The organism is Alishewanella sp. BS5-314 (assembly GCF_025377695.1).
Classification (GTDB): Bacteria; Pseudomonadota; Gammaproteobacteria; order Enterobacterales; family Alteromonadaceae; genus Alishewanella; species Alishewanella aestuarii.
Window position 1 is genome coordinate 423,482 of sequence record NZ_JACEHJ010000002.1, and the last position, 26,059, is coordinate 449,540.

A 26,059-nucleotide genomic window follows, 5' to 3' on the forward strand; every position below is an offset into this window, starting at 1 on the left:
ACAGTTTAAACAGGCTGGCTTGATATTCAACGACATGAGAGGAAAAAAGTGATGCAGCAAAGTTTTGTCGCTAATCGTCGCTTTTTCGATGACCGGAATTTCCCGCGTGGTTTTACCCGGTCTGGGCGTTTTACCCTGGCAGAGGGCAATCTGCTGGAAAAACATGGTTTAGCAATGCAAGAGTTGGAGCAGGGTGTACGCCAACCGGCAAATGACGAAGAGCAGCGCTTTTTGTTAGTGTGCCGTGGTGAAGCCGAAGCCAGCACTGTGTATGAAAAAACCTGGTTAAAGTACAAACAACGTCTGGCAGAAAAACGCAAATTTCATACGGTGTTCGGTAAGAAACGCATTGCAGATGGCTCGGATGATTTCTCGTACGTTGAATCAGATGCCGATTAAAAAAGCCCGTTAGGGCTTTTTTAATGTCTGTAATTTGGCTTTCGCCTTATAACGCCGCAATCTTCGGCCGTTGTTGCTTTTGTTCTTGCAGGAAGGCTGCAAAATCTTCGGCAGACAACGGCTTGCTATAATAGTAACCCTGAATAATTTCACAGCGCAGCTTGCGTAGCTGCTCCAGTTGTTCGTGCGTTTCCACCCCTTCTGCCACCACACTCAGGCTCAGGTTGTGTGCGATAGTGACAATGGTATCGACCATATTGCGGCCGCGGGCACTGCTCATATCGTCGATAAAGGCTTTATCAATTTTCAGCGTATTAAGTGGAAATTGTTTCAGATAGGCCAGCGAGGAGTAGCCGGTACCAAAATCATCCATCGCCAGATGAATACCGCGGGCACGCAGTTTTTTCATGGTATCAATCGCCAGCTTCGGCGATTGCATTACCGTACCCTCAGTGATCTCTAACTCCAGGTGGTAGGAGGGTAAATCGGTTTGCTGCAAAATATCGTCAATCTGATCACAGAGAAACGGCAGCATAAATTGCTTGGCCGATAAGTTAACCGCCACCCTGCCATGAAACAGGCCCTGTGCTATCCAGCGTTTAACATCGATACAGGCTTTACGTAGTACCACGGTACCGATATCAACAATTTGTCCGGTTTCTTCTGCCACCGGAATAAAGCTGGCTGGGCTTACCAAACCGCCCTTAGGCGTAATAAAGCGCACCAGGGCTTCCATACCGACGACCTTGCCACTTAGCATGTCCATTTTCGGCTGGTAGAACACGGTAAAATAATCTTCTTTTAAGCCGTGGCGGATCAGGTTTTCGATCTGCAACCGTTTAACGGCTTGTTTGTTCATGGTGTCGTTAAAGAACAAATAGCGGTTGGCACCGGCACTCTTGGCATGATACATCGCCGTATCAGCATTTCGCAGCAGCGCCTGTGGGTCCTTGCCATCTTCCGGAAACAGCACTATGCCGACACTACTGGTTACCGCCAGCTCATGCTGATCCACAGCGAAAGGCTTATTAATTTGTTCCAGTAAGTTTTTCGCCAGGCTGGTAATGGCATGAATATCATTGGTATTGTCGAGCAAAATTGCGAATTCATCGCCGCCCAGCCGGTATAGTTTTTGCCGGAATAATTTATTGTTGTGCAGGCGATCAGCCAGCTTACAAAGCAGGGCGTCACCAAGCTCATGACCCAGTGAGTCGTTAATTTTCTTAAAGTTATCCAGGTCAAATACCAGTAACGCATGTTCGGTTTTCTCGCTAACCAGACTGGCCAGCTTATTCATAAAAACCGCACGGTTGGGTAAACCGGTCAGGGTGTCGCTATTAGCCAGCCGGCTAAGCTCGGCTTCGCGTCTCTTACGGTCGGAGATATCGGAAAACACCGCGACGTATTGGGTGATAAAACCCTGTTCGTCTTTAATCACGTCAAAGGTTAATTCTGCCTGGTAGTAATCACCATTGGTTTTCAGTTCACGGATCTCGCCGCTCCAACGGCCATCTCTAACCAGTTTTTTCTCAATATCCTGAATAAAACGCGGCGGATAGAGTGACAGCTGGAAACGACTTTGTAGCACCTGCTCCCGGCTTTTGCCGGTAATCACGCTAAAGGCTGGGTTAACTTCGATAATGTTGAACTTAGTATCACAAATCACCACGGCATCGGAGATATTCTCCAGACAGCGGGCGAACAGCTGCATCCTTGCTTCAGCTTGTTTTAGCTGGCTGATATTTTTCAGGGTGCCCGTCATGCGCTGGGCTCTGCCGTCTTCGTGATAGGCGACAACTTTACCTCGGTCCAGTACCCAGATATAGGTTTCATCCAGCGTTTTTACCCGGTAGCTGGCTTCAAAAAATGGGCTTTTGCCGGCCAGATGCTGTGATAAAGCGTGGCTAACCCGGTCTAAATCCTGCGGATGGATCAGCGCTTTGTTGGGCGGGAAATCTTCGGTCTTGGGGGCAATTGCCAGCGGCTCCAGCCAGGCACTGGAGCGGTAGAGCTCGCCACTATCGATATTCCAGTCCCAGAGTTCATCGCCACTGCCCCAAATCGATAGTCGCAGCCGCTCTTCACTTTTCGCCAGCGCCTGATGATAACGCCGCATCCGCCTTAAACTTAACTGACCAAGCAACAGGCCGGTAAGCGCCAGGGTGAGTAATGCAGGAAATAAATAAGGCTGTACGGTATCCCAGCTAAGGGCCGTAGCGGCGAGGGGCAAGAAAAATAACACACCGAGTGTTAGCCCCAAAAAAGAGAGGGTAAGAAAAGTTATTGTTTTATCGCGCACTTTTTTATTTATTCAGTACTGCTTTTGAACTACGGTAACGGAGAAAATCGGTACTGTCAAAAGCATTTTTGCTGCTGCTGTAATAATTCTGTCAACTGCGACTTATGCAGGCATTTTACATAATTATCTGCTGGCGGTGGATCGGTGGCGAATAACAACACATCATACTCGGCAGCAAGCAACTGCTTTAAAAAGTCCTGAAAGCGCAGTCGGTCAACATCTTGTAACGCAGTAAGAATTTGTTGTGTCAAATCAAAGCTATAATCGCCCTGACTCAATGCCAGCCAATACCGCTTAGCCCTGGCACTTAAGCTAATATCCCGCTCCGCCAGTTGAGCAGCTAGGCCTTGCTTTAATGACTGAAAATCGCTGTCATCCAGTTGATTCAACTCGCTGATAAACTGCCGGAAAAAGGCTACCGTTGCCTGATAAAGCGCACCGGCTGGCTGATTAGGCGACTGGATATAGAACGCCATGCCCGGCAGGGTATTGACCGGGACATAGCCGGTGCCGACCAGATAGCCCAGTTGTTGCTCAGTTCTCAGCTGGTGAAAGTAACGCGGCGATAAGATGTGATTGGCGAGCATAAACAGCGCCATCATCACAGGGGATTTTTCCCGCGCCGGCAGATAAATAACCAACGCATGGTCGGAAGGCGAGTCGGGTGGGTTCTCCAACCAGACCGGGCCTAGATCGCGGATCAGGCATTGTGGCGGTTTGAGTGCCTGGCCGATCGCGCCTTGCTGCCGTTGCCAGTGCTGTAACTGTTGCTGTAAGGCTAGCGCATCAGTCCGACGCCAGTTGCCCAATAACAGCGCTTCCAGATGCAAGGCTTGCCAGACCTGCTGCCGGAACTGTTGAAAATCGGCATGGCTTAACGCGGCCAATGCCGTCGCCAGTTGCACCGGCTCCGGATTCTGTGGTTGCAGCACGGCCGAAAGCTTTGAGAATAGGGTGGCAACAGGTTTATTCTTACTGCTGTTTAGCCAATGCCGGCACAGTTGCTGTTTTAACTCTGCAAAGCGCTGTGGACAAAACTCTGGATCTGGCAGCTGTGCTAACAGATCAGCAACCAGACGTAGCTGATTAGCGCTCAGGCCATTGGTCTGTAAACTGAGCCCCTGGCGGTGAACATGCAGAAAATAATTCAGCCCGGCAGTTGTCGCGGCGTAAAGTTGCTGATTAAAGCGATCTAACAGTAATTCGACCCATAAGCGACTGGCGGCTTGCTGTTGCAGCGTCTGACAGCTATTGGGCAGGCTCAACTGGATAAAGATATGGCCTTTGGGGCTGTTAAAGTCCGTATCCGCTTTGTACCAGAGGCTTAAACCCGGGTCAGTGTAGAACAATTCTGGCTTATCTAAATGGTCTGCAGTGGTTAGCAAGGTTAAATCGGCCTGCAGATAGGGATTGGCCTCTGGCAGCTGGATACCGTCAAGCAGCTCGGTTTGGGCAAGTGCAGCGAGTAAGGATTGATCAATTGCCTGCAGTTGATAGGGCGTGTGATACCAGCGGGCCTGACGGTCAGTATCGACATCATCGGCAATCAGCATCAGCCGTAGGTTAGCGGCGTTAAAATAGCTCAGTAGCTGCTGATACAGCGCAAGCGGTGGCGGCTCCATCCGGTAGTCGCCAAAGATCACATCCTGTAGCGGATAGTGCTGCAGGTTCAGCGACAGATCCATCGCCGTCTGCAATGCCGTAGCAGGCTCATAAAATTGATAAGCCCATTGCAGCAGTTTCTGCCGCTCTTTAAACAGCTGTTCGGGAAAGTCGCTTTGTTTTAGTAACCGCAATTTGGCGAATACCGCTTGCACGACCTGCTGGTATTGCTGGCGGCCAAGCTGGGTTAATTCGAACGCTAGTGTAAAATCTTTATAGTTACTGCCATCAATGCCGCCACCGGCACTCAGCTGATTTACCAGCCCCTGTGCTTTAAGGAGGGCTAACAGCGAGCCAGGTCCCTCATCGCCTAACAAATGAGCAAGAAAACTGACAATTTTATAGCGATACCAGGGCTGGATATCGGGAAGCGCAAAACTTACCACTAACCGCTGGCTACTCTTATGTGGCCGGATAGTTAACTGTAATCCCTGATGCTCTGCCAGATAGAGTGGCACTTGTAGCGGGCTCTTGGCCGCCACATCACCTTTAATCGCACTGAAATAGCGTGTTGCCAACTGCTGCAGCTCAGTCAGGCTCTGTGGGCCAACCAGGCACAATGACATCCTCTGAGCGCTGTACTGGCTGTCGAAAAAGCGTTTAACTGCTTGCTGCAGGCTTTCCTGTGGCTGATCGGCCAGGGTCTGGGCGTTACCAACCGAAAATTTGGCAAAGGGATGTGCCGGATTAATGCTTTCTTTATGCACCTGATAGATACGCCGGCTGTCATCTTTCAGCTTTAGCGAAAATTCCGCTTCAATCGCCTGGCGCTCTTTTTCGACATAGTCACTGCTAAATAAGGGCGCGGTAAACATCGCGGCAAAACGGCTTAAACCGTCGGCAAAATGTTGCTGTTCAAGATCAAAATAGAACTGGCTGTGCTCAGTGCCGGTCCAGGCATTATGGCTGCCACCGTGCTCACTGATAAATTGCTGCAGCTCGCCGGCCTGTGGGTAAGCGGCACTGCCCAAAAACAGCATATGTTCTAAAAAGTGAGCTAAACCTTCGCGCTCTATCGGATCGTCGAAGTGCCCGACGTTGACGGTCAACGCCGCCGCACTTTTTTCGCTGTCGGCTTGCTGAACCAGTAGCACCGTTAAACCGTTAGCTAAGACAAGGTGCCGGTACTGTCTGGGATCGTTCGGGCTTTGCAATATTGGTGAACTGGCCAAGATGCATCCTTTAAGGGCACCTGCTGCGGGCGCCTCTCATAGCGATAAGTAATAACCAGCATAGGTCTTATGCTTTAATAGCAGTTACGCTGGCGGCTGACTTTCATTATCATAGCGCACTATTTTCACCTGACGCATGCTTATTTGTTAAACGGCCGGCCAGATGGGACAGATCAAGTAGTATGGCAATCACACCATGGTAAATATTGTAATCATGCGCCACGGCGAGGCTCAGCCGCTGCAGGCTGACGATCAGCAGCGCGCGCTGACCGGCCAGGGGCGGTTGGAAGTGCAACAGATGGCGTCCTGGTTGGCCGCTGCCTATCCGGCATTTGACTACCTGTGGGTCAGCCCATACCTGCGCACACGGCAAACCGCTGCCATCATGCTGGAAGCGCAGGCGGCCTGTCGGCTGGAGGTGATACCGCAATTGGTGCCGGATGGTCAGGCGTTACAGATCAAAGATCAACTGGATTTGCTGCTTGCTGAGCAACCTGATGCGCGGGTATTACTGGTATCCCATATGCCGCTGGTCAGTTTTCTGGTCGAAGCCTTTACCGACGCCGGCCGCACACCCATTTTTACCACTGCAGCCTTATGTTGTATCGATTACCGGACAGCACGCGGCGGGAAGTTGTTAGAGCAGATGTCACCGCTGGATTTGTCGTTGGTACGCAGCTAACGCTGATTGATCTTGCTGTGACAGCTGGTGCTGTTATCGGTGCTGCAGTTCACGAAACTGCTGCTCGGTACTTTGATTAATTTTCAGTAATAACAACAGGGCACCATGCTTGCCCCAGCTTTTTGGGGCGGTGTGAAAGGCGCGTACATTTGGATGTTGCACCAGCCAGTTTGGTACCTTACGTGCCAGTATGCCCAGCCCCTTGCCATGTACGACGCAGGCGCAATTAAATTGCTGCTGCTGGCAATAATCCAGTAAGCCAGCCAGCTGTGTTTTCGCTTCATTGGCTGTCATGCCGTGTAAATCCAGTACCACCTGCGGTTCTAATTCACCGCGGCGTAAGCGGCCGGCCAGCATCGGATCGTCACCCTGCTGCACATAAGACAAGCTGCCGCTGGTGTCGGTAATGGCTTCATATTCATCGGAGAAAAAGAACAGTTTTTGCGCAGATAGCTCAGCGGCAGCTGTCGGCAGGCGTTTTTGCTTGCTGCGTCTGACAACTGGCGGTATCTTGTCCTGCTCAAGCGGGCGGGCACCGGCGACACTGTCGCGAAACAGGGCTCGCTCTTCGACGCTGAGTGCATCGGGCTTCGGCTTTTTTTGCTGCATCGGCCTTAATCTATACTATCTTATTAGCTGCTACCGGAGCCAAGGATACCATGTCTGACACCTTACCCGCACCTTTTAGTCCTGAATTACTGGACCGCGCCTATAGCGAACTGCAGACTCTGCATGACTGGTTACGTTGGGCCGTTAGCCGGATGCATCAGGGTGGAGTCTATTTTGGCCATGGTACCGATAATGCCTGGGATGAAGCCGCAGTGATGCTGTCGCATGTGTTGTACTTGCCGCCCCTGCGCGATGAAAAGTTATTTAGCGTGCGCCTGACATTGGATGAGAAACAACACTTTGTCGCACTGTTACAGCAGCGAATTACCCAGCGTATTCCGGCCGCCTATCTGACCCAGCAAGCCTATTTTTGTGATTTGCCGTTCTATGTCGATGAGCGGGTGTTGATCCCGCGCTCACCGATTGGCGAGCTGATTAAGCAGCAGTTTCAGGGCCTGTTACCGGCTGGCAGCAGCCCGGCCCATATTCTGGATCTTTGTACCGGCTCGGGCTGTATTGCCATTGCCTGTGCGGTGGCCTTTCCGGAGGCGCAGGTTGATGCCGTCGATATCAGCGAGGATGCACTGGCAGTATGTGAGCTGAATATTGCCGAGCATCAGCTGCAGGAGCGGGTCTACCCCATTCTGTCAGATGGCTTTAGTGCCCTGACGGGCCAGCAATATGATTTGATTGTCACTAACCCGCCTTATGTCGATGCTGAAGATATGGCTGATCTGCCGGATGAATACCGGCACGAACCTGAACTGGGGCTGGCGTCTGGTATCGACGGCCTGGAATTAACCCGGCAGATCCTGCGCGATGCGGCAGCGCATTTAACCGAGCAGGGCATTTTAGTTTGTGAAGTGGGCAATAGTATGGTTGAATTGCAGTATAGATATCCAGACGTCCCATTTCGCTGGCTGGAGTTTAGTGCCGGAGGCCTTGGCGTCTTTGCACTGAGCAAAGCACAACTTGTGGCTTGCCAGCATTTATTCGAGGAAAGTTAAATGGCAGGTAACAGCATCGGCCAGTTATTTAAAGTCACCACCTTTGGTGAAAGTCATGGTCCGGCGATTGGCGGCATTGTCGATGGTTGCCCGCCTGGTATGGCATTAACTGCCGAAGATTTACAGTATGATCTCGATCGGCGTAAGCCCGGCACGTCACGCTATACCACACAGCGCCGCGAAGAAGACAGTGTCAAAATCCTCTCTGGTGTGTTCGAGGGGCAGACAACCGGCGCCAGTATTGGCTTATTGATTGAAAATACCGATCAGCGCTCGCAAGACTACGCCAATATTGCCAGCCAGTTCCGGCCTGGCCATGCCGACTATACCTACTGGCACAAATTCGGCATTCGTGATTACCGTGGTGGCGGCCGCTCGTCGGCGCGCGAAACGGCAGTGCGGGTCGCGGCCGGCGCCATTGCCAAAAAGTATCTCGCTGAGCACTGCGGTATTGAGATCCGCGGCTATTTACAGCAACTGGGGCCGATTAAAGCCGAGCAGTTGGATTGGTCGCAGGTGGAACAAAATGCCTTCTTCTTCCCGGATGCGACTAAGCTAGAAGCGCTGGATGACTATATGCGGCAGCTGAAAAAAGACGGTGATTCGGTTGGCGCGCGGGTGAATGTGGTGGCAACCGGGATGCCGGTCGGTCTGGGCGAGCCGGTATTTGATCGTCTGGATGCGGATATCGCCCATGCGATGATGAGTATCAATGCCGTTAAGGCAGTGGAAATTGGCGATGGCTTTGCGGTAGTTGAGCAGCGCGGCTCTACTGGCCGTGATGAGCTGACACCGCAGGGCTTTACGGCGAATCATGCCGGCGGTACCTTAGGTGGTATTTCCAGTGGCCAGGATATTCTGGTCAGCATGGCGTTAAAACCGACGTCCAGTATCAGTATTCCGGGCAAAACCATTAATACCGCCGGTGAAGTGGTGGATGTGGTGACCAAGGGCCGGCACGATCCCTGTGTCGGTATTCGCGCGGTACCCGTTGCCGAAGCCATGCTGGCAATAGTGCTGCTCGATCATCTGCTACGCCACCGCGCCCAAAATGCCGGGGTCCAGGTCAGTACACCGGATATCGCGGCACTGGCACGGCAGCAGCAAAGCAATTAATACAGCATTTTAATCGCACTAGTTTAACGGAACAGTCGTGTTAACACTTGCCACCAAGCCAGCCCTTGCGCTGGCTTATTTTGCTTATTTCGGCGTCTTAGGCCTGTTTGTGCCTTATTTCGGGCTGTTTTTGGATGGCCGCGGCTTAAGCTCGGCGCAAATTGGCTTATTGCTGGCGCTGGTCACGGCGACGCGGATCGTTGGCCCGGCGCTGTGGGGCACGCTGGCTGATAAAACCGCCAGGCCGCTGAGCATTATGCGCTTTGGCGCCATTATCGCGATCCTGGCCTGGTGCAGCAGCTTTGTTGATGCCGGCTTTTGGCCCTTGCTGGCCGGTTTCGCGCTGTTTAGTTTTTTCTGGACTGCTATCTTACCGCAGCTCGAAGTCTGTACCTTCCATGCGCTGAACGATGATGCCGGTGCTTACAGCCGCATCCGCACTTCCGGCAGTGTCGGTTATATCATTCTGGTGCTGCTCGGCGGTTATTTATTTCAGCGTTTTGGCAGTGAGTTTATGCCGGCAACAGCGCTGCTGTTTTTAGGCTTACTGCTACTTAGTTTATTTAAACTGCCGCCGCTGCCTAAGCTGTCGGCCAGTCAGCAGGTGCACTTGTCCTGGCGTCAGTTATTCAAAAGTAAGGTACTGTGGCTCTTTATGGGCGCGGCCTTAATGCTGCAAATGAGCTTTGCGCCTTACTATGGCTTTTTTACGTTGTATTGCCGCGATCTGGGTTATAGCGGCACTGTTACCGGCTTGTTGATTGGCGTGGCGGTGGCGGCGGAGATCGTCGCCTTTTATTTTGCCGGCCGCATTTTGGGCCGTTTCAGGCTGGGGCATTTACTGGCCGCTTGTTATGGCTTAACCGCACTGCGCTGGTTAATCGTCGCTTATCTTGGTGATCAGCCGCTGGTGCTGGCAGCCAGTATGCTGTTACATGCCGGTAGCTTTGCTATTGCCCACAGCGGCGCTATGCAGTTTATTCAGCAGTTTTTCCCGAAGGCGCAGCGCGGCCGAGGTCAGGCGTTTTATGCCGGTATTATTTATGGCGGTGGCGGGGCTATCGGCGCCTATATTGCCGGTATCAGCTGGCGCGATGGGGCTGGCGCCAGTGCCACCTTTACGTTGGCGGCACTGGCAGCAGCAATAGCGATGCTATTGGCGCTAAGTTTACCGCGCACTATGCCGCGAGCGGATGATAAAGCCGCAAACATCAACACGCCCTAGCGCATTAACCACTTAAGCAGCGCTTTAAACAGCGGCCGGTTAAAGGGCGGGTAAATCAAAATGCTGCTACTAAAGCGGCCTTTCTGGTGCACCGCCTTGGCGTGGGAAAAACGCCAAAAGCCTTCCGGGCCATGGTAGTTACCCAAACCTGATGGCCCGATGCCACCAAAGGGTAAGTCCTCCTGTGCCACATGCAGCAGCGTATCGTTAATACAAACACCACCGGCATGAGTTTGGGTTAACACTCGCTGTTGCAACCGCTTATCTTCACTAAATAAGTACAGCGCCAGCGGCCTGGGTCTGGATTTAATATAGTCAAGCGCCTGCTCAAAGCTGTCATAGCCGATAATCGGCAACAAGGGACCGAAAATTTCCTGCTGTAAAATCTGACACTCCTCGGGCACATCAACCAGCAAGGTTAGCGGTAGCCGGCGCTGTTGTTGTTGCTGCTCGCTGACCATCACTGCACAGGGATAAGCGGTTGCGCCTTTAGCCAGTGCTTCGCTTAGCAGCTGCTGTAAGCGCTGATAATGCTGAGTATTGATCACCGCGCTGTAATCGGGGTTGGTAGCAAAATCAGGATAGAGCTTGGTAAAGTCGGCTTGCAGTTGGTTAATCAAAGCCGTGATCCGAGCCTTAGGCACTAACACATAATCGGGCGCGACACAGGTTTGACCGGCATTAGCGGTTTTGCCAAACAATAAGCGCTGGCTAAAATGTGCTAAGTCGGTATCTGCTGTCAGCAGCGCCGGGCTTTTACCGCCCAGCTCAAGCGTCACTGGCGTTAGATTGGCCGCCGCAGCCTGCATCACTTTGCGCCCAACAGCGGTAGAGCCGGTAAACAACAGATGATCAAAGGGTAGGGCGGCAAAAGCGGCGGCGATGTTGGCATCACCCTGAACCACACTGACGCAGTCAGTTAAGCCCTCTGCCAACATCTTAGTCAACACCGCATTGGTTGCCGGAGTAAATTCCGACAGCTTAAGCATCACCTGATTACCGGCAGCAAGTGCCGCCATTAACGGGCTAAGTGCCAGAAAAATGGGATAATTCCACGGCACGATAATGCCGACGACCCCCAACGGCTGCGCCAGCACAAAGTTTTTTGCCGGGGCAAAGGTATAGTGTACAGCGCGGCGCTGCGGTTTTAACCAACCTTTAAGCTGTGATAACTGATATTTGATACCCTGCAAACTGGGCGCAATTTCCAGCAGCTGCGTTTCAACCCTGCTGCGCTGGCCAAAATCGCTGGCCACGGCTTGTTGCAACGCGGGGTTGTATTGTTGCAGCAATTCGGCCAAACGCTGCAAGCGTTGCTTGCGTGTAGCAAGTGACGGATAGGGTTCGGCGTTAAACTGCTGTTGATGCTGTTGAAACAGGCTTTCTATGCTCATCAGAGGTCACTACTTCTTTTAACACGCTGGGTTATGCTGTTACTCTAAAGTAGTCCAACCAGTGGAGCAAGCGTTGTCGAGCAGCACAGCGCTGGGCAAGCCGCAGTCAAGTCGCTACAATGCGCAGCAATTTCGAAAGCTGTCACACAGGTGAGGTCGATGACAACGCAGTTTCGCTTGGGTTTGATTGTTAATCCGTTGGCTGGTTTAGGCGGCAGTGTCGGTTTAAAAGGCAGTGATGGCATGGCGGAACAGGCGCTGGCACTTGGCGCGGTGCCGATGGCACAGCAGCGTGCCAGACAGAGCCTGGAGCAACTGCTGCCGCTGCGCGACAAGCTGCAAATCGTCACCGTCGCCGGTGAGATGGGGCAACAGCTTTGTGAAGAGCTGGGTTTTGATTATCAGCTGTGTTATACCCCGGCGACTTTACCCACTACGGCAGCCGATACCGAGCAGGCCGCGGCTGTGATTGCCGGATCCGGTGTCGATTTACTGTTGTTTGCCGGTGGTGATGGTACAGCGCGCAATGTCTGTAGCGTTGTCGGTGATAGAACCACTGTCTTAGGTATCCCTGCCGGCTGTAAAATTCATTCCGGCGTGTATGCGATTTCGCCACTGGCCGCCGGTAAGCTACTGGCGAAACTGGTGGCCGGTGAGCTGGTCAGTCAGCAGGAAGCTGCAGTGATGGATATTGATGAAAGTGCTTTCCGGGAAGGTGTCGTCAAAGCCCGCCGCTATGGCGAGATGCGCATTCCGGCAGAGCTGCGTTATGTACAAAGCGTAAAGATGGCCGGCAAAGAATCGGAAGAGTTGGTGTTGGATGATTTAGCGGCCTATGTTGCCGGCTTAATGGAGCCGGATGTGCGTTATGTAATGGGCTCCGGCTCGACTGTTGCCGCCGTGATGGCGGAACTGGGGCTGGACAATACCCTGCTTGGTGTGGATGTGGTCGAAAATGGTCAGCTGCTGGCCAAAGATGTGACCGCAGCGCAGTTGCTTAAACTGGTGCAGGATAAACCCAGCAAATTGATTATTACCTTGATTGGCGGTCAGGGCCATGTGTTTGGCCGCGGTAATCAACAACTCTCCCCGGCTGTGATCCGTGCCATTGGCCGCAACAATATTCTATTGCTGGCGACCAAGAGCAAGCTGCAGCAACTGAATGGCCGGCCATTACTGGCCGATACCGGTGATATGGCCTTAGATCGCGAGTTACAGGGCTTAATACCGGTGCTGACCGGCTATAACGATTATGTGATTTACCGCTTAGGTTATGAGGACGAAGCATAATGCAAGAGAACAATACCGAACACGGCAATACCGAACACTTTATTGCCCGGGCGGCGGAATTTTTCGACCAGTTAGTGCCGGTTGCTACCGACGATGAGCTGTTTGCCGCCGGCTATTTACGTGGTCATGTTGATTTAGCCGTTGGAACCCTGCAACTGAACGAACAACCTTTTAGCGTGGCCACCTTGCTGCAACAGGTTAATAACAGCCTGCAGCAGGCGATTGCCCAGGGCGAGCTAAACGCAACAGACGAATTGCTGGTGCAGGATATCTGGCAACGTTTACAACAGGCTGCCCGAGTTAAGGCAGCCTGAACAAGACTTTTGGCGGTAATTGACGTAAGATATCGCCATCTTTTAACAGTGGTGCAGCCCGGCTGCACCCGTCAATATAAGTGAAATCCATGTCAAAATTTACTACGTTAGAGCAGCACGCCAGCTACGGTATCGGTTTACAAATGGGTCAGCAACTGGCTGACCGGCCGTTTGATGGTTTAGATATTAGTGCTGTCGCCGCCGGCTTAGCTGCTGCTTACAACGAGCAGGCGCCGGAAGTCAGCGATGAGCAGATCCGTGCGGCTTTTACCGTTATTAGCCAGCGCATGCAGGCCGAAGAGCAGGAAAAAGCCCAGGCCTTAGCAGAAGCCGGTGAAATGTTCCTGGCGGAAAATGCCAAGCGTCCGGAAGTAACCGTTACTGCTTCTGGCTTACAGTATGAAGTTCTGGTAGCCGCCGAAGGCGATAAGCCCACCGCAGCCTCGACCGTGCGTACCCACTATCACGGTACTCTGATTGATGGCACTGTATTTGATAGCTCTTATCAGCGCGGTGAACCGGCAGAATTCCCGGTATCTGGCGTTATCGCTGGCTGGACTGAAGCGCTGCAACTGATGGCGGTGGGTTCAAAACTGCGGTTATATATTCCGCATAATCTGGCCTATGGTGAGCGCGGCGCCGGCAATGCTATTGCACCGTTCAGCACTTTAGTGTTCGATGTGGAATTGCTGGCGATCCTGTAAAGGCTGTTGTTCGAGCTCATTACAATAAAGCCGGCGTTGCCGGCTTTATCGCTTAAGAAGGTGAGCGCCGGTTAAAATTTATGCAATTAAGCGTCTAAGCTACCAATTCTTCTGCAGTTTTCTGTACAGGCGTTATACTTTCAGCTGAATTGTGTTGTCCTCCCCCGAACTGAGAGTAGCTTATGGCAAATTTGACCATTCAAACCCGTATCCTCCTGCTGGCGTTATTACCCAGCACCTTACTGGCAATAGTGCTGGTAACTTTTAGCTTAATGCAGGCACGTAGCCTTGGCCAGCAGGGCGTGGATGGCTTTGCTGAGGTTTATAGCCAAAGCCAGCAGGCAGTAATTAAAAACTATATGGAGCTGGGTAAAACAGCCATTGCTCATCTTTATAATGCGCCCGATGCAGCGACCAATCCGGCCATTCGGGAAGAAGCCATTAATATTTTACGCCAACTGCGTTTTGATGACAGTGGCAGCATGGGCTACTTCTTTATCTATGATCAGCAGGGCGTCAATGTGATGCATGCTGCTAACCCCGCCTTGCAGGGCCGTAATTTGATGGATCTTAAAGATCCTAATGGCGTTGAAGTGATTCGAGGCCTGTGGAATGCCGCTCGCAGTGGCAAAGGTTACTTGTATTATCACTGGAATAATCCGGAAACCAATACCACGGATCCAAAACTGGGTTATGCCGAAGAGCTAACCAAATGGGGTTTAATGCTAGGCACCGGCTTCTGGATCGACAGCCTGGACAAACAGGTTGCGGTGATGCAGCAACGGGTAGACGACTCGCTGGCAACCAGCCTCTGGAGTTCGATTGTTACCGCGGCTATTGCGTTAATTGTGATTACCTTGCTGGCCCTGGTGGTGGTACGCAGTATTATTACGCCACTAAAATCGGCGGTAACCGCCATGACAGATATCGCTCAGGGTGGTGGTGATTTACGCCACCGTTTAAAAGCTGAAGGTAATGATGAATTGGCGCAACTGGCACAGGCTTTTAACCGCTTTGCCAGTCAGGTCCGGGATCTGGTGGCTCAGGTAGCGGGCTCAACCAAGACCCTGAATCACAGTGCCAATGAACTAAATGGTATTATGCGTCAGGCCGGGCAGGGCGTGGCACGTCAGCAATCTGAGAGTGATCAGGTGGCCACGGCAATGAACGAAATGGCGGCCTCGGCGCAGGAAGTGGCAGACAGTGCGATGCGCGCTTCTGAAGCTGCTGCCAATGCCGAAGATCTGGTCAGTAACTCGAAGCAGACGTTGCTGCAAACGGTACGGGTAATTGATGGTTTGGCGGAGCAGGTTACCCATGGCGTTTCGGTAATTGGTGAGCTGAGTAAAGAATCTGACAGTATCGGTGGGGTATTGGATGTGATCCGCAGCATTGCCGAGCAGACTAATCTGCTGGCGCTAAATGCCGCCATTGAGGCGGCGCGTGCAGGTGAGGCGGGTCGTGGTTTTGCGGTGGTTGCAGATGAAGTGCGTACACTGGCCAGTCGTACCCAACAAAGTACCCAGGAAATCCAGCAGATGATCCAGCGGCTGCAAGCCGGTATTAAAGGCGCGATCGATCTGATTAGTAAGTTAAAACAAAGCAGCCAAAGTAGTGTCGACGAGATCCGGCAGGTTGAGCTGGCGCTGAATCAAATCAGTAGCGCGGTCAATACCATTAATAATATGAATGCGCAGATCGCTACCGCCGCCGAGGAGCAAACCCATGTTTCCGGCGCCATTAACGAGAACGTACATCAAATTGTGGCGGTAACCGAAGAAACGGCTGAAGGGACGCGGCGCGCTTCCAGCACCAGTGAGCGCTTAAACGCCCTGGCTTCAGAATTGGATGTATTAGTAGGTAATTATAAGGTTTGAGCCCTTCGGTCACGATAATTTGAATACTAGATTAGTTTACGCCTTATAGTATGAGAAAATGCCAATCAGTTAGTCTGGTTGGCATTTTTATTATAAGTTACGCGCCACCAGGCCCTGGTCTGATACTAAAAAAAAGCCCCCGCGGCAGCGGGGACTTAGATTGTTTTAACCACGCTTTTACTTGTGCTTAGTTAGCGCGGATCTCTAACAAGGTTGACCCACGCTCAGTGCCATTGGCATCCCTGAACGACATCACGCCCATGTAAGGCAGCGTTGAGCGCTGCAAGGTACGGGTATTCAGTGTTATGTTGTTATAACGACCGTTTACCGCGCGGGTCGGGGCCAGGATCTGTGACGTTACATTATCATTTTGGTCAACTATCCACATTGGGATGGTGTAGGTAACCTGGCTTGCACCCTTCAAATCCCGCGGGTGAACCCAAACGATATAGAAGTTACGGGCTGCAACATCTGCTGCCGGAGCTGGATCACGCAATACAATATCCTCAAAGCCACTGTCACTGGTAGATGATGCTACAAATGCACAGCTATTATTGATACAGCGATATACATACAGGTCCAGAATCGCACCTGGTACATCTGCCAGGCCTTCGTTTAACATAAAGCGAGCCACCCGAGTACCTGCTGGAATTAACACAGTATGGGTGCCAAGGCTTGGATCGTTAAACTGGAAGGTGCGATCCGGATCTTGTGGGATGGTGCGCGTACCACCAAACGGAGCTGCAAGACCAACCTTGGTGGTTGAGGTATTACCGGTGTAGTTAAACAGCACAGGGAAGGTTACCCGACCAGAACTGGCCGCAACCTGAGCTGAAATCACTGCAGGTGCCTCCAATAATGGTGGCTCAATGGCGCGGATAGCGATTGGGCTACGTACTTCATAGGTACCGTTACTTAAGGTCAGAGCACCGAAACGCCAGCTGTTATAAACTGTGGTAGCCGTTGTGCGGAAACGTACTGCATAACGTGCGATACCGTTGGCAGGCACGCTCAGTGAGTTACTCTCAATCCACTGACCATTTGCTAATACCAGAGGTGTGGCAGTAATTCCTGCCGGCGCGTTAACACTAATATTGTAAACAGAGGCAACACCCGATACGTCTTTTACCTCTCTATACACTACCCGATTGCGATCTAACTGACCAATGCCAATAGAGGGCAGGTTCAACTGGCTTGCTTCGAAGCTATAACCGGCGTTAGCGTAGGTATCACAGCTAAAGCCAGTGGCATTCTGCACGAAGGCTCTGGCGTTCAGGCCGCACAGGAAAGCGTAGTAATGCGCTGCGCTAACATCATAGACCAGACCTGGATTGGCTGCACTGGCTGGTACCGCGTGGCCGGCGCCAAAGTCGAAAGGATCAGCTGCAGTTGCCCCATTTTCCTTCGTTACGTTCTGTCGCGCAGTGGTCATCAAGGCTGATTTAATCATAGCCGGAGACCATTCAGGATTTGCGCCACGAAGTAAAGCCGCCATACCAGCAATATGCGGGCTGGACATTGAAGTACCTTGCAGATAGACAAAGGGAACATTCGGGCGAGTTAACAACGGGCCCTCAGAGGCGGCTGCCAGAATGCGAACGCCAGGAGCAGTAATATCGGGTTTGATAATATCTGCTGAAGCCAGGTTAGCACCACGCGAAGAGAAGGAGGCCATAATATTTCCAACTTCAGTACGCTGTTGCAGGGCTCCCGGAGCCAGGCGAGCGCTAACGGTTTCGCCGCTGTTGATAGCACTCAGAATCGTCTGGCCATTCGCCAAAGAGATCATCACGCCTGGAATATTAAAACGACCCGTGCCGCCCATGACAATAGGAGCGGTACCGTCACTATTGATCACGATAGCACCAACTGCGCCGGCAGCTTGAGCTGCGGCTAGTTTAATATCAAAGCCGCAGGTACCACGCTGCATAACAACCAATTTACCGGCCAGAGCTGCGCTATTAGTCAGTGTAGTACAGGCTAAAATTGGATTAGCAACGGCCAAATCAGCCTGAACCGGGCTTATTGTCGACAGTGGCACTGTGGTTGAAGCTTCAACTGCCTGGTAATTGCCAGCTGCTGCTCCGCTTAATACCGAAAAATTCGTTGAGCCAGCGACAAAAGAAGTACCGTCATAAGTTGAGGCGGCAACACTCATTACCCATGGAGCAGGAGTACCCACGGTGCCAGCGCCCGGACCACTGTTTCCAGCTGAAACAGAGACAAAAACACCGGCTTGAGTTGCACGAAGTTTTGCGGCTGCCGCTATTGTGGTCAGGCTTGTAGTACTGCCACTGATTGAGTAGTTGATAACATCGACACCATCCGCTACCGCGGCATCAATCGCAGCCATGGTATCACCGCCAAAGCAACCCCGCTCAGCAACGCCACTCGGACTGGTGTAACTGCTATTCCAGCAAGCTTTGTATGCCGCAATACGTGCACGCGGAGCGATACCCGTTACAAAACCAGCAGGCTGGCCGTCAATAATAGCTTGCACCCGCTCGTTGCCCGCCGCTGTGGCAGCAACGTGAGTACCGTGGTTATCCGCATCCCGGGGCGAGCGATATTCACCTGGCTGTAAATTATAAACAGAGGTAAAGGCTTGGTTGAAAAAGCGCGCACCGATCAGTTTATTATTACAACGAAAGGTTGCATCCTGGCCAGAATCACAAAAACCAGTGAATTTTTCCAGCAATGAATAAGTACCGTCATCAGCAAAGCTTGGATTCTCAGGCCAAATACCGGAATCGATAATACCAATAACGACGTCTTCGCCTTTCACTCCAAGGGTATGCTGACCATTTGCACCGTTTAAACCAAGGAATTCAGGTGTGTTTGCTGTATCCAGTTGCATTGGTTCATCCAGCCAGATACCAATAACATCAGGATGTTGTTGTAAGCGCTGAGCCTCGTCAGCAGTTAACACCGCAGAAAAACCGTTAAAGGTGTGCGTGAAAGAGTGCAGGATATTGCTGATGCCCTGTTGTTCAGCCAACTGCTGATGGAACTGTCTTACCCGTTCATTATAGGCCTGCATAGCGGGTGATTGGGCATTGTACATATTGCCCGCCGCCAGTTGGTTGTTAGGTGCCAGCTCGCCTAAATTTACCGCTTGCTCAACGCCAGTCAGACCTTTAACCTGAATAATATAGGGAGCCTTGGTTGCTGAAAGCTCAGACAATTGAAGTTCGCTGGTATCAACGCTGATCTCAAACGGGTTGGCAGCAAGGTTAGGGTTGGCAACAACGCTGCCGATTGAGCAGGTTGCTATCACAGACAAGCTCAATAGCTTGATTTTAGTATTAAGTTTTTTTGTTAGCATTATTTTTATTTCTCATTATTAAGATCGTACTTAGCTTTAGCACCAACTTGAATAACTATGCTAAAAAAACACCTTTATAGTTAACTGTAAAGAAAACTGACAGCTATATGATGTTTTTCGGCAAGTGTTTAAATTGGTGTAATAAAAGCTGACAGTATTAACGCTTTGCTGTGTAGCTACGACGAGTCTTTGCTAAACCAATCATCCCTAACAACAATAAAGCCAGTGTGGCGGGAGCCGGTACGGGTAGCCGCGCATTACCAAGAGAGATCTCAATAACACCTAATGAGCTGCCTGCTGAAATGTCCATAAAACCAAAATCATCAGCAAAAAAGAGTTGGTAGCTGATGTTGTTGAACTCATCCAGGACTTCGAAGGTTAAAAAAGACAGGCCTTGTTTCAGATTGCTCATCGAAAACTCAGCATAAAATAAATCGCTCATTTGCTGAACAAAACTTGTTCCAAATAACGTCAACTCAAACCAGGCTTCGACCTCAAATTTATCAACATCAAATTCAAACGCCTCTAGCACATTGATGCTGACAGAACCTATTAAGGCTTTATTGCTACCTTCAACTTCATAGATATCCTGACTAAGGATCAGAGAAGCGTGAGCAGAAGGTTGGAACAATACAAAGGACCCGGCTAAAAGCAGTAGCGCAGAAAAAAACTTCTTCATTAATTCGTACTCCTGGATTATTAATGTTTATTATAAATTATGCATTTTTATGCAGTTTGAGAGTAACTGCACTGCAAAATCCAGGATGCACGCTTCATGCCAGCTCATTAACAGCAAGGTCAACTCTGTTAACAATTAAGCGGTTTTCTTTATTCTTTTAACCTAGAACGGATGGTGCGGAACCTATTCTTTTGGTGGGGCTACAGCATCTGCTACCTGAATTAGCTACAGGTTGCAGATGCTGAATACTAACGGTAAGGATTGCGTGATAACTTTGTGAACTGGCTAAGGATGATGATAGTAGCTGTTAAACTATAGGTAAACATAATCAGTCGGCTCCAGGCCGCCATGCTTAAACCGGCAAATTGCCAATCCACACTACCACAGGTGCCGGTCACCTCAAATACCGCGGGCAGCCATTTATCTAACGCCAGCCAGGTTGGAAAATCCGCAAATAAGGCGCAGGTCGTAAAGCCACCCTCGGCTAAAATTTGTTCAATACCTACCAGCTCCTGCGCCTGATATAGGCCATATAAGGCACTACTTAGCCACAAGCTCAGTGCGGCAAACCTCATTACCGTATTACGAGGTGCCAGTAACGCCAGTAACGCCGCCAGTAAAATACCGGCAAAAGCAACCCGGATATAAATACATTTAATGCAAGGCTGATAATTTAACGCGTACTGGAAATACAGCCCGGTTAGCTCCATAGCCAGAGCGGTTAACGCTAACAGTAACCAGGGCCAGCGTTGCATCGATAAGGATTTCAGTGTTTTAAACATGGTATGACGATCTGTTATTGTTGTTTTGCTGGCTAATCTAAGGGATTTCAACAAAATACACAATGCAAGCCGAAGGGCAGTGGCAAGCTGGCAAGCTATTTTTACAAGCTGACTTGTTAATGGCATCGGCTCTGGTACAATCAGTGCCAACTTATAAGAACCATTATTGACACGGATAACGGTGCATGACCAATCTGATTAAAGCACAAAGCCCGGCGGGCTTTGCCGAAGAATATATCGTTGATTCTATCTGGAATGGCAAATTTGCCCCGGGTTCTATTTTACCGGCAGAGCGCGAGCTCTCCGAATTAATTGGTGTTACCCGTACCACGCTGCGTGAAGTATTACAGCGGCTGGCGCGTGATGGCTGGTTGACTATTCAGCATGGTAAACCCACTAAAGTAAATAACTTTTGGGAAACCTCAGGCCTGAATATTTTGGAAACCCTGGCCCGGCTGGACGAAGAGCGGATGCCGGATCTGGTCGACGAGCTGTTATCTGCCCGGACTAATATCAGTGCGATTTATATTCGCGGCGCCATTAAAACCCATCAACAACAGGTCATTGATGCCCTGACTGGCTCTGAGCAGTTGGAAGATACCGCCGAAGCCTTTGCTGATTTTGACTATAACCTGAACCATGAATTGGCTTTACATTCGTCAAACCGGATCTATGTGCTGATTTTAAATGGTTTCCGTGGTTTGTATAACAAAATTGCCCGCTTTTACTTTTCCAGCCCGGCGGCGCGGGAACTGGCCCGCCAGTACTATCAGCAATTAAAAGCCCTGGCGCAAACCGGCAAGCATGATGATGTGGTGATGACAGTGCGTAAATATGGTATCGACAGCGGTAAGATCTGGTCTGAACTGCGGCCGACCATTCCGCGCGATCTGATGGAATAAGCCAACTTAGTCTAAGATAAAAGCCGCAGCCCGCTCTGCGGCTTTTTTATGGCTGTTGCACTGGGCTGACTACACTTTTTGATATAAGATATTCCCAATTGTTATAAGTGTGTCTTTAGCGGAGTCCAAGATGTCAGTAGCAGCCATGACCTGCCGGAAAGTCAGTGAGATCTATCTGGATAACAACGCTACCACGGCGGTGCTACCTGGCGCGGCGGAAGCCGTGTTGCAATGTATGCAACAGGATTTTGGTAATCCCAGCAGCACACACAGTACCGGCATTAAAGCCAAGGCGTTGTTAGAGCACAGCCGCAAGCTGGCGCGCCAGTTATTGGGCGCTGATAACGGCGACATTATCTTTACCTCAGGAGCTACCGAAGGCATCCAAACCTCAGTGCTGTCGGCATTGCTGGCGATCCGTGAGCGCGGCTTGGCGGGGCCTGACACCCTGTTACTCTATGGCGCAACCGAACACAAGGCGGTGCCGGAGAGTCTGAAACACTGGAATAGCCTACTACAACTTAATGCCAGTATCTGTGCCATCCCGGTACTTGCCAATGGCCTGCTCGACTTAGCGGCGCTGGCAGAGCTGCTGCCAAAGGCGGCTCTGGTCTGTACTATGGCTGCCAATAATGAAACCGGTGTGCAGCAGGACCTGCTGGCGATTGAGCAGTTGCTAAACCAGCATAATGCGGATGCTTACTGGTTGGTTGATTGCGTGCAGGCGCTGGGCAAAATGCCGCTCAATCTGGCGGCAAGCCGGATTGATTATGCGCCCTTTAGTGGCCATAAGCTGTACGCCCCCAAAGGCATCGGCTTTTTATATGTGCGCAAAGGGGCTCCTTATCAGCCACTGATCACCGGTGGGGGCCAGGAAGGCGGCTTACGCTCCGGTACCGAAAATCTGCCGGGTATTGCGGCGCTAAACTATATCTTTCAGCAATTGCTGGAACCCGAGCACAGCATCTTTGCTGGCAGCAAGCAACTTTATCAGTTCCGCGAACAACTCTTAGCGGCGCTACGCCAGTTATTTCCGGCACTGGTGCTAAACAGCGACTTACCGCAGGCACTGCCAACCACGTTAAACTTTTCGGTTCCCGGTTTTTTTGCCAAAGATATTCTGGATCTATTCGATGCCGCTGGTATTCGGGTTAGCTCAGGATCGGCCTGTAGTTCAAAAGTTACAGGTAGCTTTGTGCTGGATGCGATGGGGCTGGAGCGCTGGCGCAGTGAAGGGGCTATCCGCTTATCCTTTGGGCCGGCGTTTAGTCAGGCCGAGTGTGAGCAAGCCTGTCAGCGCATCCTAAGCCTGGTGCCGGTGGTTAAACAGCATGGCCTGGTATTAACAGATGGCGATCCGCTGAATATTCCGACCAGCAGCGGCCTGTATCAGTTTAAACATGATGCCTGCTGCAGTTATTTGCTACTGTGTCAGCAAAGCCGGCAAGCCCTGATTATTGATCCGGTGCTGGCGCTGACCGAGCGCTTATCGAATATCGTACAAAGCCGCGGCCTGAAGCTGGTTGCCGTGCTGGAAACCCATATTCACCAGCAAGCCGGACAAGCTGCGCTGCTGTTACGGCAGCTTTTTAGCGGCCAACAGTTTGATCAAACCGGTTGGCCGCAGGATCAACAACAGCTGCACATCGGCCCCTACCAGTTAAGCCGCATTGCCACACCTGGCCATAGTCCACTGGCGTATAGCCTGTTGCTAAAACAAGCTGGTGAGCTAAAAGCCGCCTTTGTCGGCGATCTGTTATTACCTGGTGGTATTGGCCGTACCGATTTGGCAGGTGGAGATGCGCTGATGTTACAACACAGCCTGCAACAGCTGGCGGCTCAGCTCTACCCCGACACCTTGCTGTTTTCCAGCCATGACTATGCACAGCGCTTTGTCACCCGTTTAAGTCTGGCGCTCCAGGAAAGCCCGCTGCTGGAAAGCTTATTGGCCGGCGCACCGCAGCAACAATGGCAACAGGTGTTAAATCAGCAGTGTTGGCAGTTGCAGCAAGCCAGCAGTCACCTGTGTGGTTATGTTGAAGTGGCGAACGACGATGCCATAGCCTTACTGCAGTCGGCTCAGCTGCCAGACTTATTGGCAGAGCCCGGACTGGTCGTGTTGGATGTGCGTGAGCCCTATGAGCAGAGCGCAGGGGCCCTAAGCCGCTATTTGCCGGTTAAGGCTGAGGTGCTCGAAGTGCCGTTATCCCGGCTTTGTGATGCGGTCTTGCAACAACAGTTACAACCCGAGCAGAGCTTATTACTGGTTTGTCGCACAGGCAATCGCAGCTTGCTGGCGGCACGGGTGTTGCGGCGCCTCGGTTTTAGCAAACTCTGGAATCTGCAGGGTGGGGTGGCATTACTCAGTTAGTACTACCGTCTCGTAGTACAGATAAAAAAAACGCCGGCAGAGCCGGCGCAAACATGCTGCATCAGGTAAACCGTTAATAGAAAAACTGCTGTAATGGGTTGAGTAACCGTACCAAACCCTTGTTAAACTTCAGTGGCGCGCTTAACACCGACAGGCATAAACAATCTTCATCAGCCCGGGTATGCGGTGTATGGGTATCGGCTGGGGTATTAATTAGCAAGTCCCCGGCACCATACTCACCATTTTCATCACAAATCGTTCCGCTTAGTACCAGCGTCATTTCCAAACCCAGGTGGGTATGGTTTGGAATTTCAGTGCCTTTATCAATATACAATAACGACACATGCATCTTATCGCCCGCCGGTAACTTGGCGGTGGCGATACCACCGAGCTGCAGCCATTTGCCTTGCTGCTCAGCCAAGCGGCTTAAGGCGCGTGGAATAGCAAATTCGCGACCGTTGATCTGAACTTTCACCAGTTCACGTGCCGCTTTCTGCCGTGGCTTATCGAGTTGCGGTTGCCCGGTGATCTCTGCCAGCAGCGCGGTAAAATCGTCAGTGTCGTTCTGCTCAAGCGGCATACTTGCTAGCATATCAGCCTGGTCGTTATGAATGTCCTGACAAACACGCTGACAATGCGGGCACAAATCAATATGAGTGGCTACGGCAAGGGCCACATCGGCCGACAGAGTGCCGGCAACATATTGCTCCATTAACATCATGCCGGGATGGTATTTAACTGCGTGTGTCATCTAATGCCTCTCTTAAACGGTCTAACGCCAACCGGATCCGTGATTTAACAGTACCCAGCGGGATCTCGAGCTCTTCTGCTACTTCCTGATGTGATTTTTCTTCCAAATAAACTTTTTGCATTACCAGCCGCTGTGCGACCGGTAAGGCATCAAAAAACGGTGCCAGCTTTTCGCTGAGTAACATGGTTTCCCACTGATCGGTGGCGGACTCTTCCAGCTCCGGATAATCACCGTCGGCCCACAGATCATCGGCACTTATATCATCTTTGCGACTCTGCTTTTTACGCAGCATGTCAAAGCGTACGTTACGGGCAATAGTAAAAATCCAGGTTGAAGCACAGCCACGGCTTGGGTCAAATAAGCGGGCCTTTTTCCAAACGTTTAACATGGTGTCTTGCACCATCTCCAGCGCCTGTTGCTCGTTACCGAACATTTTCATACCAAAGGCTTTTAACCGTGGCGCAAAATAATTAAACAGGTCCGCATAAGCCGATTTATCGGCATGCAAGGCAACAAAGGTCAAGGCATCTTCCCATTGACCGGTGCGTATATGTGGCTCGGCGCTCTCGGCACTGATAGTCATTCGGTCTGGCATCCTCGTGGTCGTCCCCGAGTGCTCATGATGCCCTGTCAGCACGGTAGAATCCAACATAATTCGTTTTCCTGGTATGGCCAGTAGCTGTTCTAATGGGTTCATGGTGTTTTACGCAGCCTGACGCTAAGTAGATTGATTTTTTATCAATCATTAAATCGAACATAAACAGCAAAATTATCGGATTTTTTTCCTAAAAAATCTAAGTAAACTAACTGTATTGGATTAGCCAAAGGAGGCAACGATGAAAAACATTCTGGTAATTAATAGCTCGATCAGCGGCAGCAATGGTAACTCTAACAAGCTGGTACAGTTTTTACTGGCACAGCTGTCTGGCGCTCAGGTAACGGAAATTGATTTAAATGCACAGCCGTTGCCGCATCTGGAAATGAGCGAAATCGGCGCCTGGATGACGCCTGCCGCCGAGCGCAGCAGCGAGCAACAAGCCTTGGCCGCTCGTTCAGATGAGCTGATCGCCAAAATTGAAGCGGCAGATGCCATCGTCTTTGGTGTGCCGATGTATAACTTCGCACTGCCAAGCCAGTTAAAAGCCTTATTAGATCGCCTGGCTCGTGCCGGTGTCACCTTTAAATACACCGAAACCGGCCCGGTTGGCCTGTTAAAAGATAAGCCGGTGATCTTCGCTCTGGCCCGCGGTGGTATTTATGCCAATACGCCTGCTGACTCTCAGGTACCGTTCCTGAAAACCTTCTTTAACTTTATCGGCCTGACCCAGCTGCACTTTGTTTATGCGGAAGGCCTGAATATGGGCCCGGAAGCGGCAGAAAAAGGCCTGGGCGCTGCACAGCAACAACTGAGTGAACTGGCGAAGCAACTCTTTATTTAAAGCGGTTAGCGTTTTAGCTAAAGCCGTTATCTTTAGCTTCGTTCAACCACGTCCACCAAG

Annotated in this window: 21 protein-coding genes; 12 read left to right on the plus strand and 9 right to left on the minus strand. The window is 51.2% G+C overall.

Annotated elements, in window-relative coordinates; genetic code table 11:
- Nucleotides 1-51: 51 nt before the first annotated feature.
- On the plus strand, nt 52-399 hold the full coding sequence (gene maoP, locus H1D31_RS06480; RefSeq protein ID WP_261257075.1) for a DUF413 domain-containing protein: 348 nt from the start codon (nt 52-54) through the stop codon (nt 397-399).
- A 46-nt stretch (nt 400-445) separates the two neighbouring features.
- Here maoP and H1D31_RS06485 read toward each other — a convergent pair whose 3' ends face one another.
- A complete protein-coding gene (locus H1D31_RS06485; RefSeq protein WP_409976787.1) occupies nt 446-2,515 on the minus strand; it encodes a putative bifunctional diguanylate cyclase/phosphodiesterase in 2,070 nt (689 codons plus the stop codon).
- Nucleotides 2,516-2,754: 239 nt separating this feature from the next.
- A complete protein-coding gene (locus H1D31_RS06490; RefSeq protein ID WP_261257078.1) occupies nt 2,755-5,532 on the minus strand; it encodes an insulinase family protein in 2,778 nt (925 codons plus the stop codon).
- A 196-nt stretch (nt 5,533-5,728) separates the two neighbouring features.
- On the opposite strand from H1D31_RS06490, the gene sixA reads away from it, so the two are divergent.
- Nucleotides 5,729-6,214 (plus strand): phosphohistidine phosphatase SixA, encoded by a 486-nt coding sequence (sixA, locus tag H1D31_RS06495; protein ID WP_261257079.1) that lies wholly within the window; start codon nt 5,729-5,731, stop codon nt 6,212-6,214.
- A 33-nt stretch (nt 6,215-6,247) separates the two neighbouring features.
- Here the strand turns inward: sixA and smrB are convergent, their stop codons facing one another.
- Nucleotides 6,248-6,823 (minus strand): endonuclease SmrB, encoded by a 576-nt coding sequence (gene smrB / locus H1D31_RS06500; protein WP_008610125.1) that lies wholly within the window; start codon nt 6,821-6,823, stop codon nt 6,248-6,250.
- A gap of 50 nt (nt 6,824-6,873) precedes the next feature.
- Here smrB and prmB point away from each other — a divergent pair, with 50 nt between their 5' ends.
- The 3 genes from prmB to H1D31_RS06515 are packed head-to-tail and all read left to right on the plus strand — an operon-like array spanning nt 6,874 to nt 10,171.
- Complete coding sequence (gene prmB / locus H1D31_RS06505) at nt 6,874-7,830, plus strand: 50S ribosomal protein L3 N(5)-glutamine methyltransferase (protein ID WP_065956008.1); 957 nt, start codon at nt 6,874-6,876, stop codon at nt 7,828-7,830.
- Nucleotides 7,831-8,946 (plus strand): chorismate synthase, encoded by a 1,116-nt coding sequence (gene aroC, locus H1D31_RS06510; protein ID WP_065956009.1) that lies wholly within the window; start codon nt 7,831-7,833, stop codon nt 8,944-8,946.
- A gap of 37 nt (nt 8,947-8,983) precedes the next feature.
- On the plus strand, nt 8,984-10,171 hold the full coding sequence (locus H1D31_RS06515) for an MFS transporter (protein ID WP_008610128.1): 1,188 nt from the start codon (nt 8,984-8,986) through the stop codon (nt 10,169-10,171).
- On the opposite strand, the gene H1D31_RS06520 is transcribed toward H1D31_RS06515, so the two are convergent.
- Complete coding sequence (locus H1D31_RS06520) at nt 10,168-11,565, minus strand: coniferyl aldehyde dehydrogenase (RefSeq protein WP_261257084.1); 1,398 nt, start codon at nt 11,563-11,565, stop codon at nt 10,168-10,170. The two genes, H1D31_RS06515 and H1D31_RS06520, sit on opposite strands and share 4 nt — an antisense overlap.
- Nucleotides 11,566-11,724: 159 nt before the next feature.
- Between H1D31_RS06520 and H1D31_RS06525 the strand changes: the two genes are divergently transcribed.
- The 4 genes from H1D31_RS06525 (at nt 11,725) to H1D31_RS06540 (ending at nt 15,750) form a co-directional block, all read left to right on the plus strand.
- Nucleotides 11,725-12,855 (plus strand): ATP-NAD kinase family protein, encoded by a 1,131-nt coding sequence (locus H1D31_RS06525; protein ID WP_261257087.1) that lies wholly within the window; start codon nt 11,725-11,727, stop codon nt 12,853-12,855.
- Nucleotides 12,855-13,169, plus strand: a complete 315-nt coding sequence (locus tag H1D31_RS06530) for a YfcL family protein (protein WP_261257090.1) — start codon at nt 12,855-12,857, stop codon at nt 13,167-13,169. The genes H1D31_RS06525 and H1D31_RS06530 overlap by 1 nt, the downstream gene beginning before the upstream one ends.
- Nucleotides 13,170-13,258: 89 nt before the next feature.
- A complete protein-coding gene (locus tag H1D31_RS06535) occupies nt 13,259-13,873 on the plus strand; it encodes an FKBP-type peptidyl-prolyl cis-trans isomerase (RefSeq protein WP_065956014.1) in 615 nt (204 codons plus the stop codon).
- A gap of 182 nt (nt 13,874-14,055) precedes the next feature.
- Entirely contained in the window at nt 14,056-15,750 is a 1,695-nt protein-coding gene (locus H1D31_RS06540; protein WP_261257093.1) for a methyl-accepting chemotaxis protein, read from the plus strand.
- Between the two features lie 187 nt (nt 15,751-15,937).
- Here H1D31_RS06540 and H1D31_RS06545 read toward each other — a convergent pair whose 3' ends face one another.
- The 3 genes from H1D31_RS06545 to dsbB form a co-directional block, all read right to left on the minus strand.
- Nucleotides 15,938-19,027 (minus strand): S8 family serine peptidase, encoded by a 3,090-nt coding sequence (locus H1D31_RS06545; RefSeq protein WP_261257096.1) that lies wholly within the window; start codon nt 19,025-19,027, stop codon nt 15,938-15,940.
- A gap of 205 nt (nt 19,028-19,232) precedes the next feature.
- Nucleotides 19,233-19,754, minus strand: a complete 522-nt coding sequence (locus H1D31_RS06550; protein ID WP_008610135.1) for a PEP-CTERM sorting domain-containing protein — start codon at nt 19,752-19,754, stop codon at nt 19,233-19,235.
- A 248-nt stretch (nt 19,755-20,002) separates the two neighbouring features.
- Nucleotides 20,003-20,536 carry a disulfide bond formation protein DsbB gene (gene dsbB, locus H1D31_RS06555; RefSeq protein ID WP_261257103.1) on the minus strand — a complete coding sequence of 178 codons (534 nt, stop codon included), beginning with the start codon at nt 20,534-20,536 and terminating at the stop codon, nt 20,003-20,005.
- 185 nt (nt 20,537-20,721) lie between these two features.
- Here dsbB and fadR point away from each other — a divergent pair, with 185 nt between their 5' ends.
- Nucleotides 20,722-21,438, plus strand: coding sequence for a fatty acid metabolism transcriptional regulator FadR (fadR, locus tag H1D31_RS06560; protein ID WP_261257106.1), 717 nt, complete (start codon nt 20,722-20,724; stop codon nt 21,436-21,438).
- Between the two features lie 130 nt (nt 21,439-21,568).
- Nucleotides 21,569-23,809 (plus strand): aminotransferase class V-fold PLP-dependent enzyme, encoded by a 2,241-nt coding sequence (locus H1D31_RS06565; RefSeq protein WP_261257108.1) that lies wholly within the window; start codon nt 21,569-21,571, stop codon nt 23,807-23,809.
- A 73-nt stretch (nt 23,810-23,882) separates the two neighbouring features.
- On the opposite strand, the gene H1D31_RS06570 is transcribed toward H1D31_RS06565, so the two are convergent.
- Both H1D31_RS06570 and H1D31_RS06575 read right to left on the minus strand, forming a co-directional pair.
- Nucleotides 23,883-24,560, minus strand: a complete 678-nt coding sequence (locus H1D31_RS06570) for a ChrR family anti-sigma-E factor (protein ID WP_261257110.1) — start codon at nt 24,558-24,560, stop codon at nt 23,883-23,885.
- Nucleotides 24,544-25,143, minus strand: a complete 600-nt coding sequence (locus tag H1D31_RS06575) for a sigma-70 family RNA polymerase sigma factor (protein ID WP_261257113.1) — start codon at nt 25,141-25,143, stop codon at nt 24,544-24,546. The genes H1D31_RS06570 and H1D31_RS06575 overlap by 17 nt, the downstream gene beginning before the upstream one ends.
- Nucleotides 25,144-25,396: 253 nt before the next feature.
- Here H1D31_RS06575 and H1D31_RS06580 point away from each other — a divergent pair, with 253 nt between their 5' ends.
- Complete coding sequence (locus tag H1D31_RS06580; protein WP_261257115.1) at nt 25,397-25,999, plus strand: FMN-dependent NADH-azoreductase; 603 nt, start codon at nt 25,397-25,399, stop codon at nt 25,997-25,999.
- Nucleotides 26,000-26,059: the final 60 nt, after the last annotated feature.

Excerpts from the sequence above, each read along its gene's own strand:
- sixA (WP_261257079.1), top strand. The coding sequence starts at position 5,729 with ATGGTAAATATTGTAATCATGCGCCACGGCGAGGCTCAGCCGCTGCAG.
- H1D31_RS06540 (WP_261257093.1), top strand. The coding sequence starts at position 14,056 with ATGGCAAATTTGACCATTCAAACCCGTATCCTCCTGCTGGCGTTATTA.
- H1D31_RS06580 (WP_261257115.1), top strand. The coding sequence starts at position 25,397 with ATGAAAAACATTCTGGTAATTAATAGCTCGATCAGCGGCAGCAATGGT.
- H1D31_RS06525 (WP_261257087.1), top strand. The coding sequence starts at position 11,725 with ATGACAACGCAGTTTCGCTTGGGTTTGATTGTTAATCCGTTGGCTGGT.
- prmB (WP_065956008.1), top strand. The coding sequence starts at position 6,874 with ATGTCTGACACCTTACCCGCACCTTTTAGTCCTGAATTACTGGACCGC.
- dsbB (WP_261257103.1), bottom strand. The coding sequence starts at position 20,536 with ATGTTTAAAACACTGAAATCCTTATCGATGCAACGCTGGCCCTGGTTA.
- fadR (WP_261257106.1), top strand. The coding sequence starts at position 20,722 with ATGACCAATCTGATTAAAGCACAAAGCCCGGCGGGCTTTGCCGAAGAA.
- H1D31_RS06485 (WP_409976787.1), bottom strand. The coding sequence starts at position 2,515 with ATGCGGCGTTATCATCAGGCGCTGGCGAAAAGTGAAGAGCGGCTGCGA.
- H1D31_RS06530 (WP_261257090.1), top strand. The coding sequence starts at position 12,855 with ATGCAAGAGAACAATACCGAACACGGCAATACCGAACACTTTATTGCC.
- aroC (WP_065956009.1), top strand. The coding sequence starts at position 7,831 with ATGGCAGGTAACAGCATCGGCCAGTTATTTAAAGTCACCACCTTTGGT.
- H1D31_RS06575 (WP_261257113.1), bottom strand. The coding sequence starts at position 25,143 with ATGACTATCAGTGCCGAGAGCGCCGAGCCACATATACGCACCGGTCAA.
- H1D31_RS06535 (WP_065956014.1), top strand. The coding sequence starts at position 13,259 with ATGTCAAAATTTACTACGTTAGAGCAGCACGCCAGCTACGGTATCGGT.
- H1D31_RS06550 (WP_008610135.1), bottom strand. The coding sequence starts at position 19,754 with ATGAAGAAGTTTTTTTCTGCGCTACTGCTTTTAGCCGGGTCCTTTGTA.
- maoP (WP_261257075.1), top strand. The coding sequence starts at position 52 with ATGCAGCAAAGTTTTGTCGCTAATCGTCGCTTTTTCGATGACCGGAAT.
- H1D31_RS06520 (WP_261257084.1), bottom strand. The coding sequence starts at position 11,565 with ATGAGCATAGAAAGCCTGTTTCAACAGCATCAACAGCAGTTTAACGCC.
- H1D31_RS06570 (WP_261257110.1), bottom strand. The coding sequence starts at position 24,560 with ATGACACACGCAGTTAAATACCATCCCGGCATGATGTTAATGGAGCAA.
- smrB (WP_008610125.1), bottom strand. The coding sequence starts at position 6,823 with ATGCAGCAAAAAAAGCCGAAGCCCGATGCACTCAGCGTCGAAGAGCGA.
- H1D31_RS06565 (WP_261257108.1), top strand. The coding sequence starts at position 21,569 with ATGTCAGTAGCAGCCATGACCTGCCGGAAAGTCAGTGAGATCTATCTG.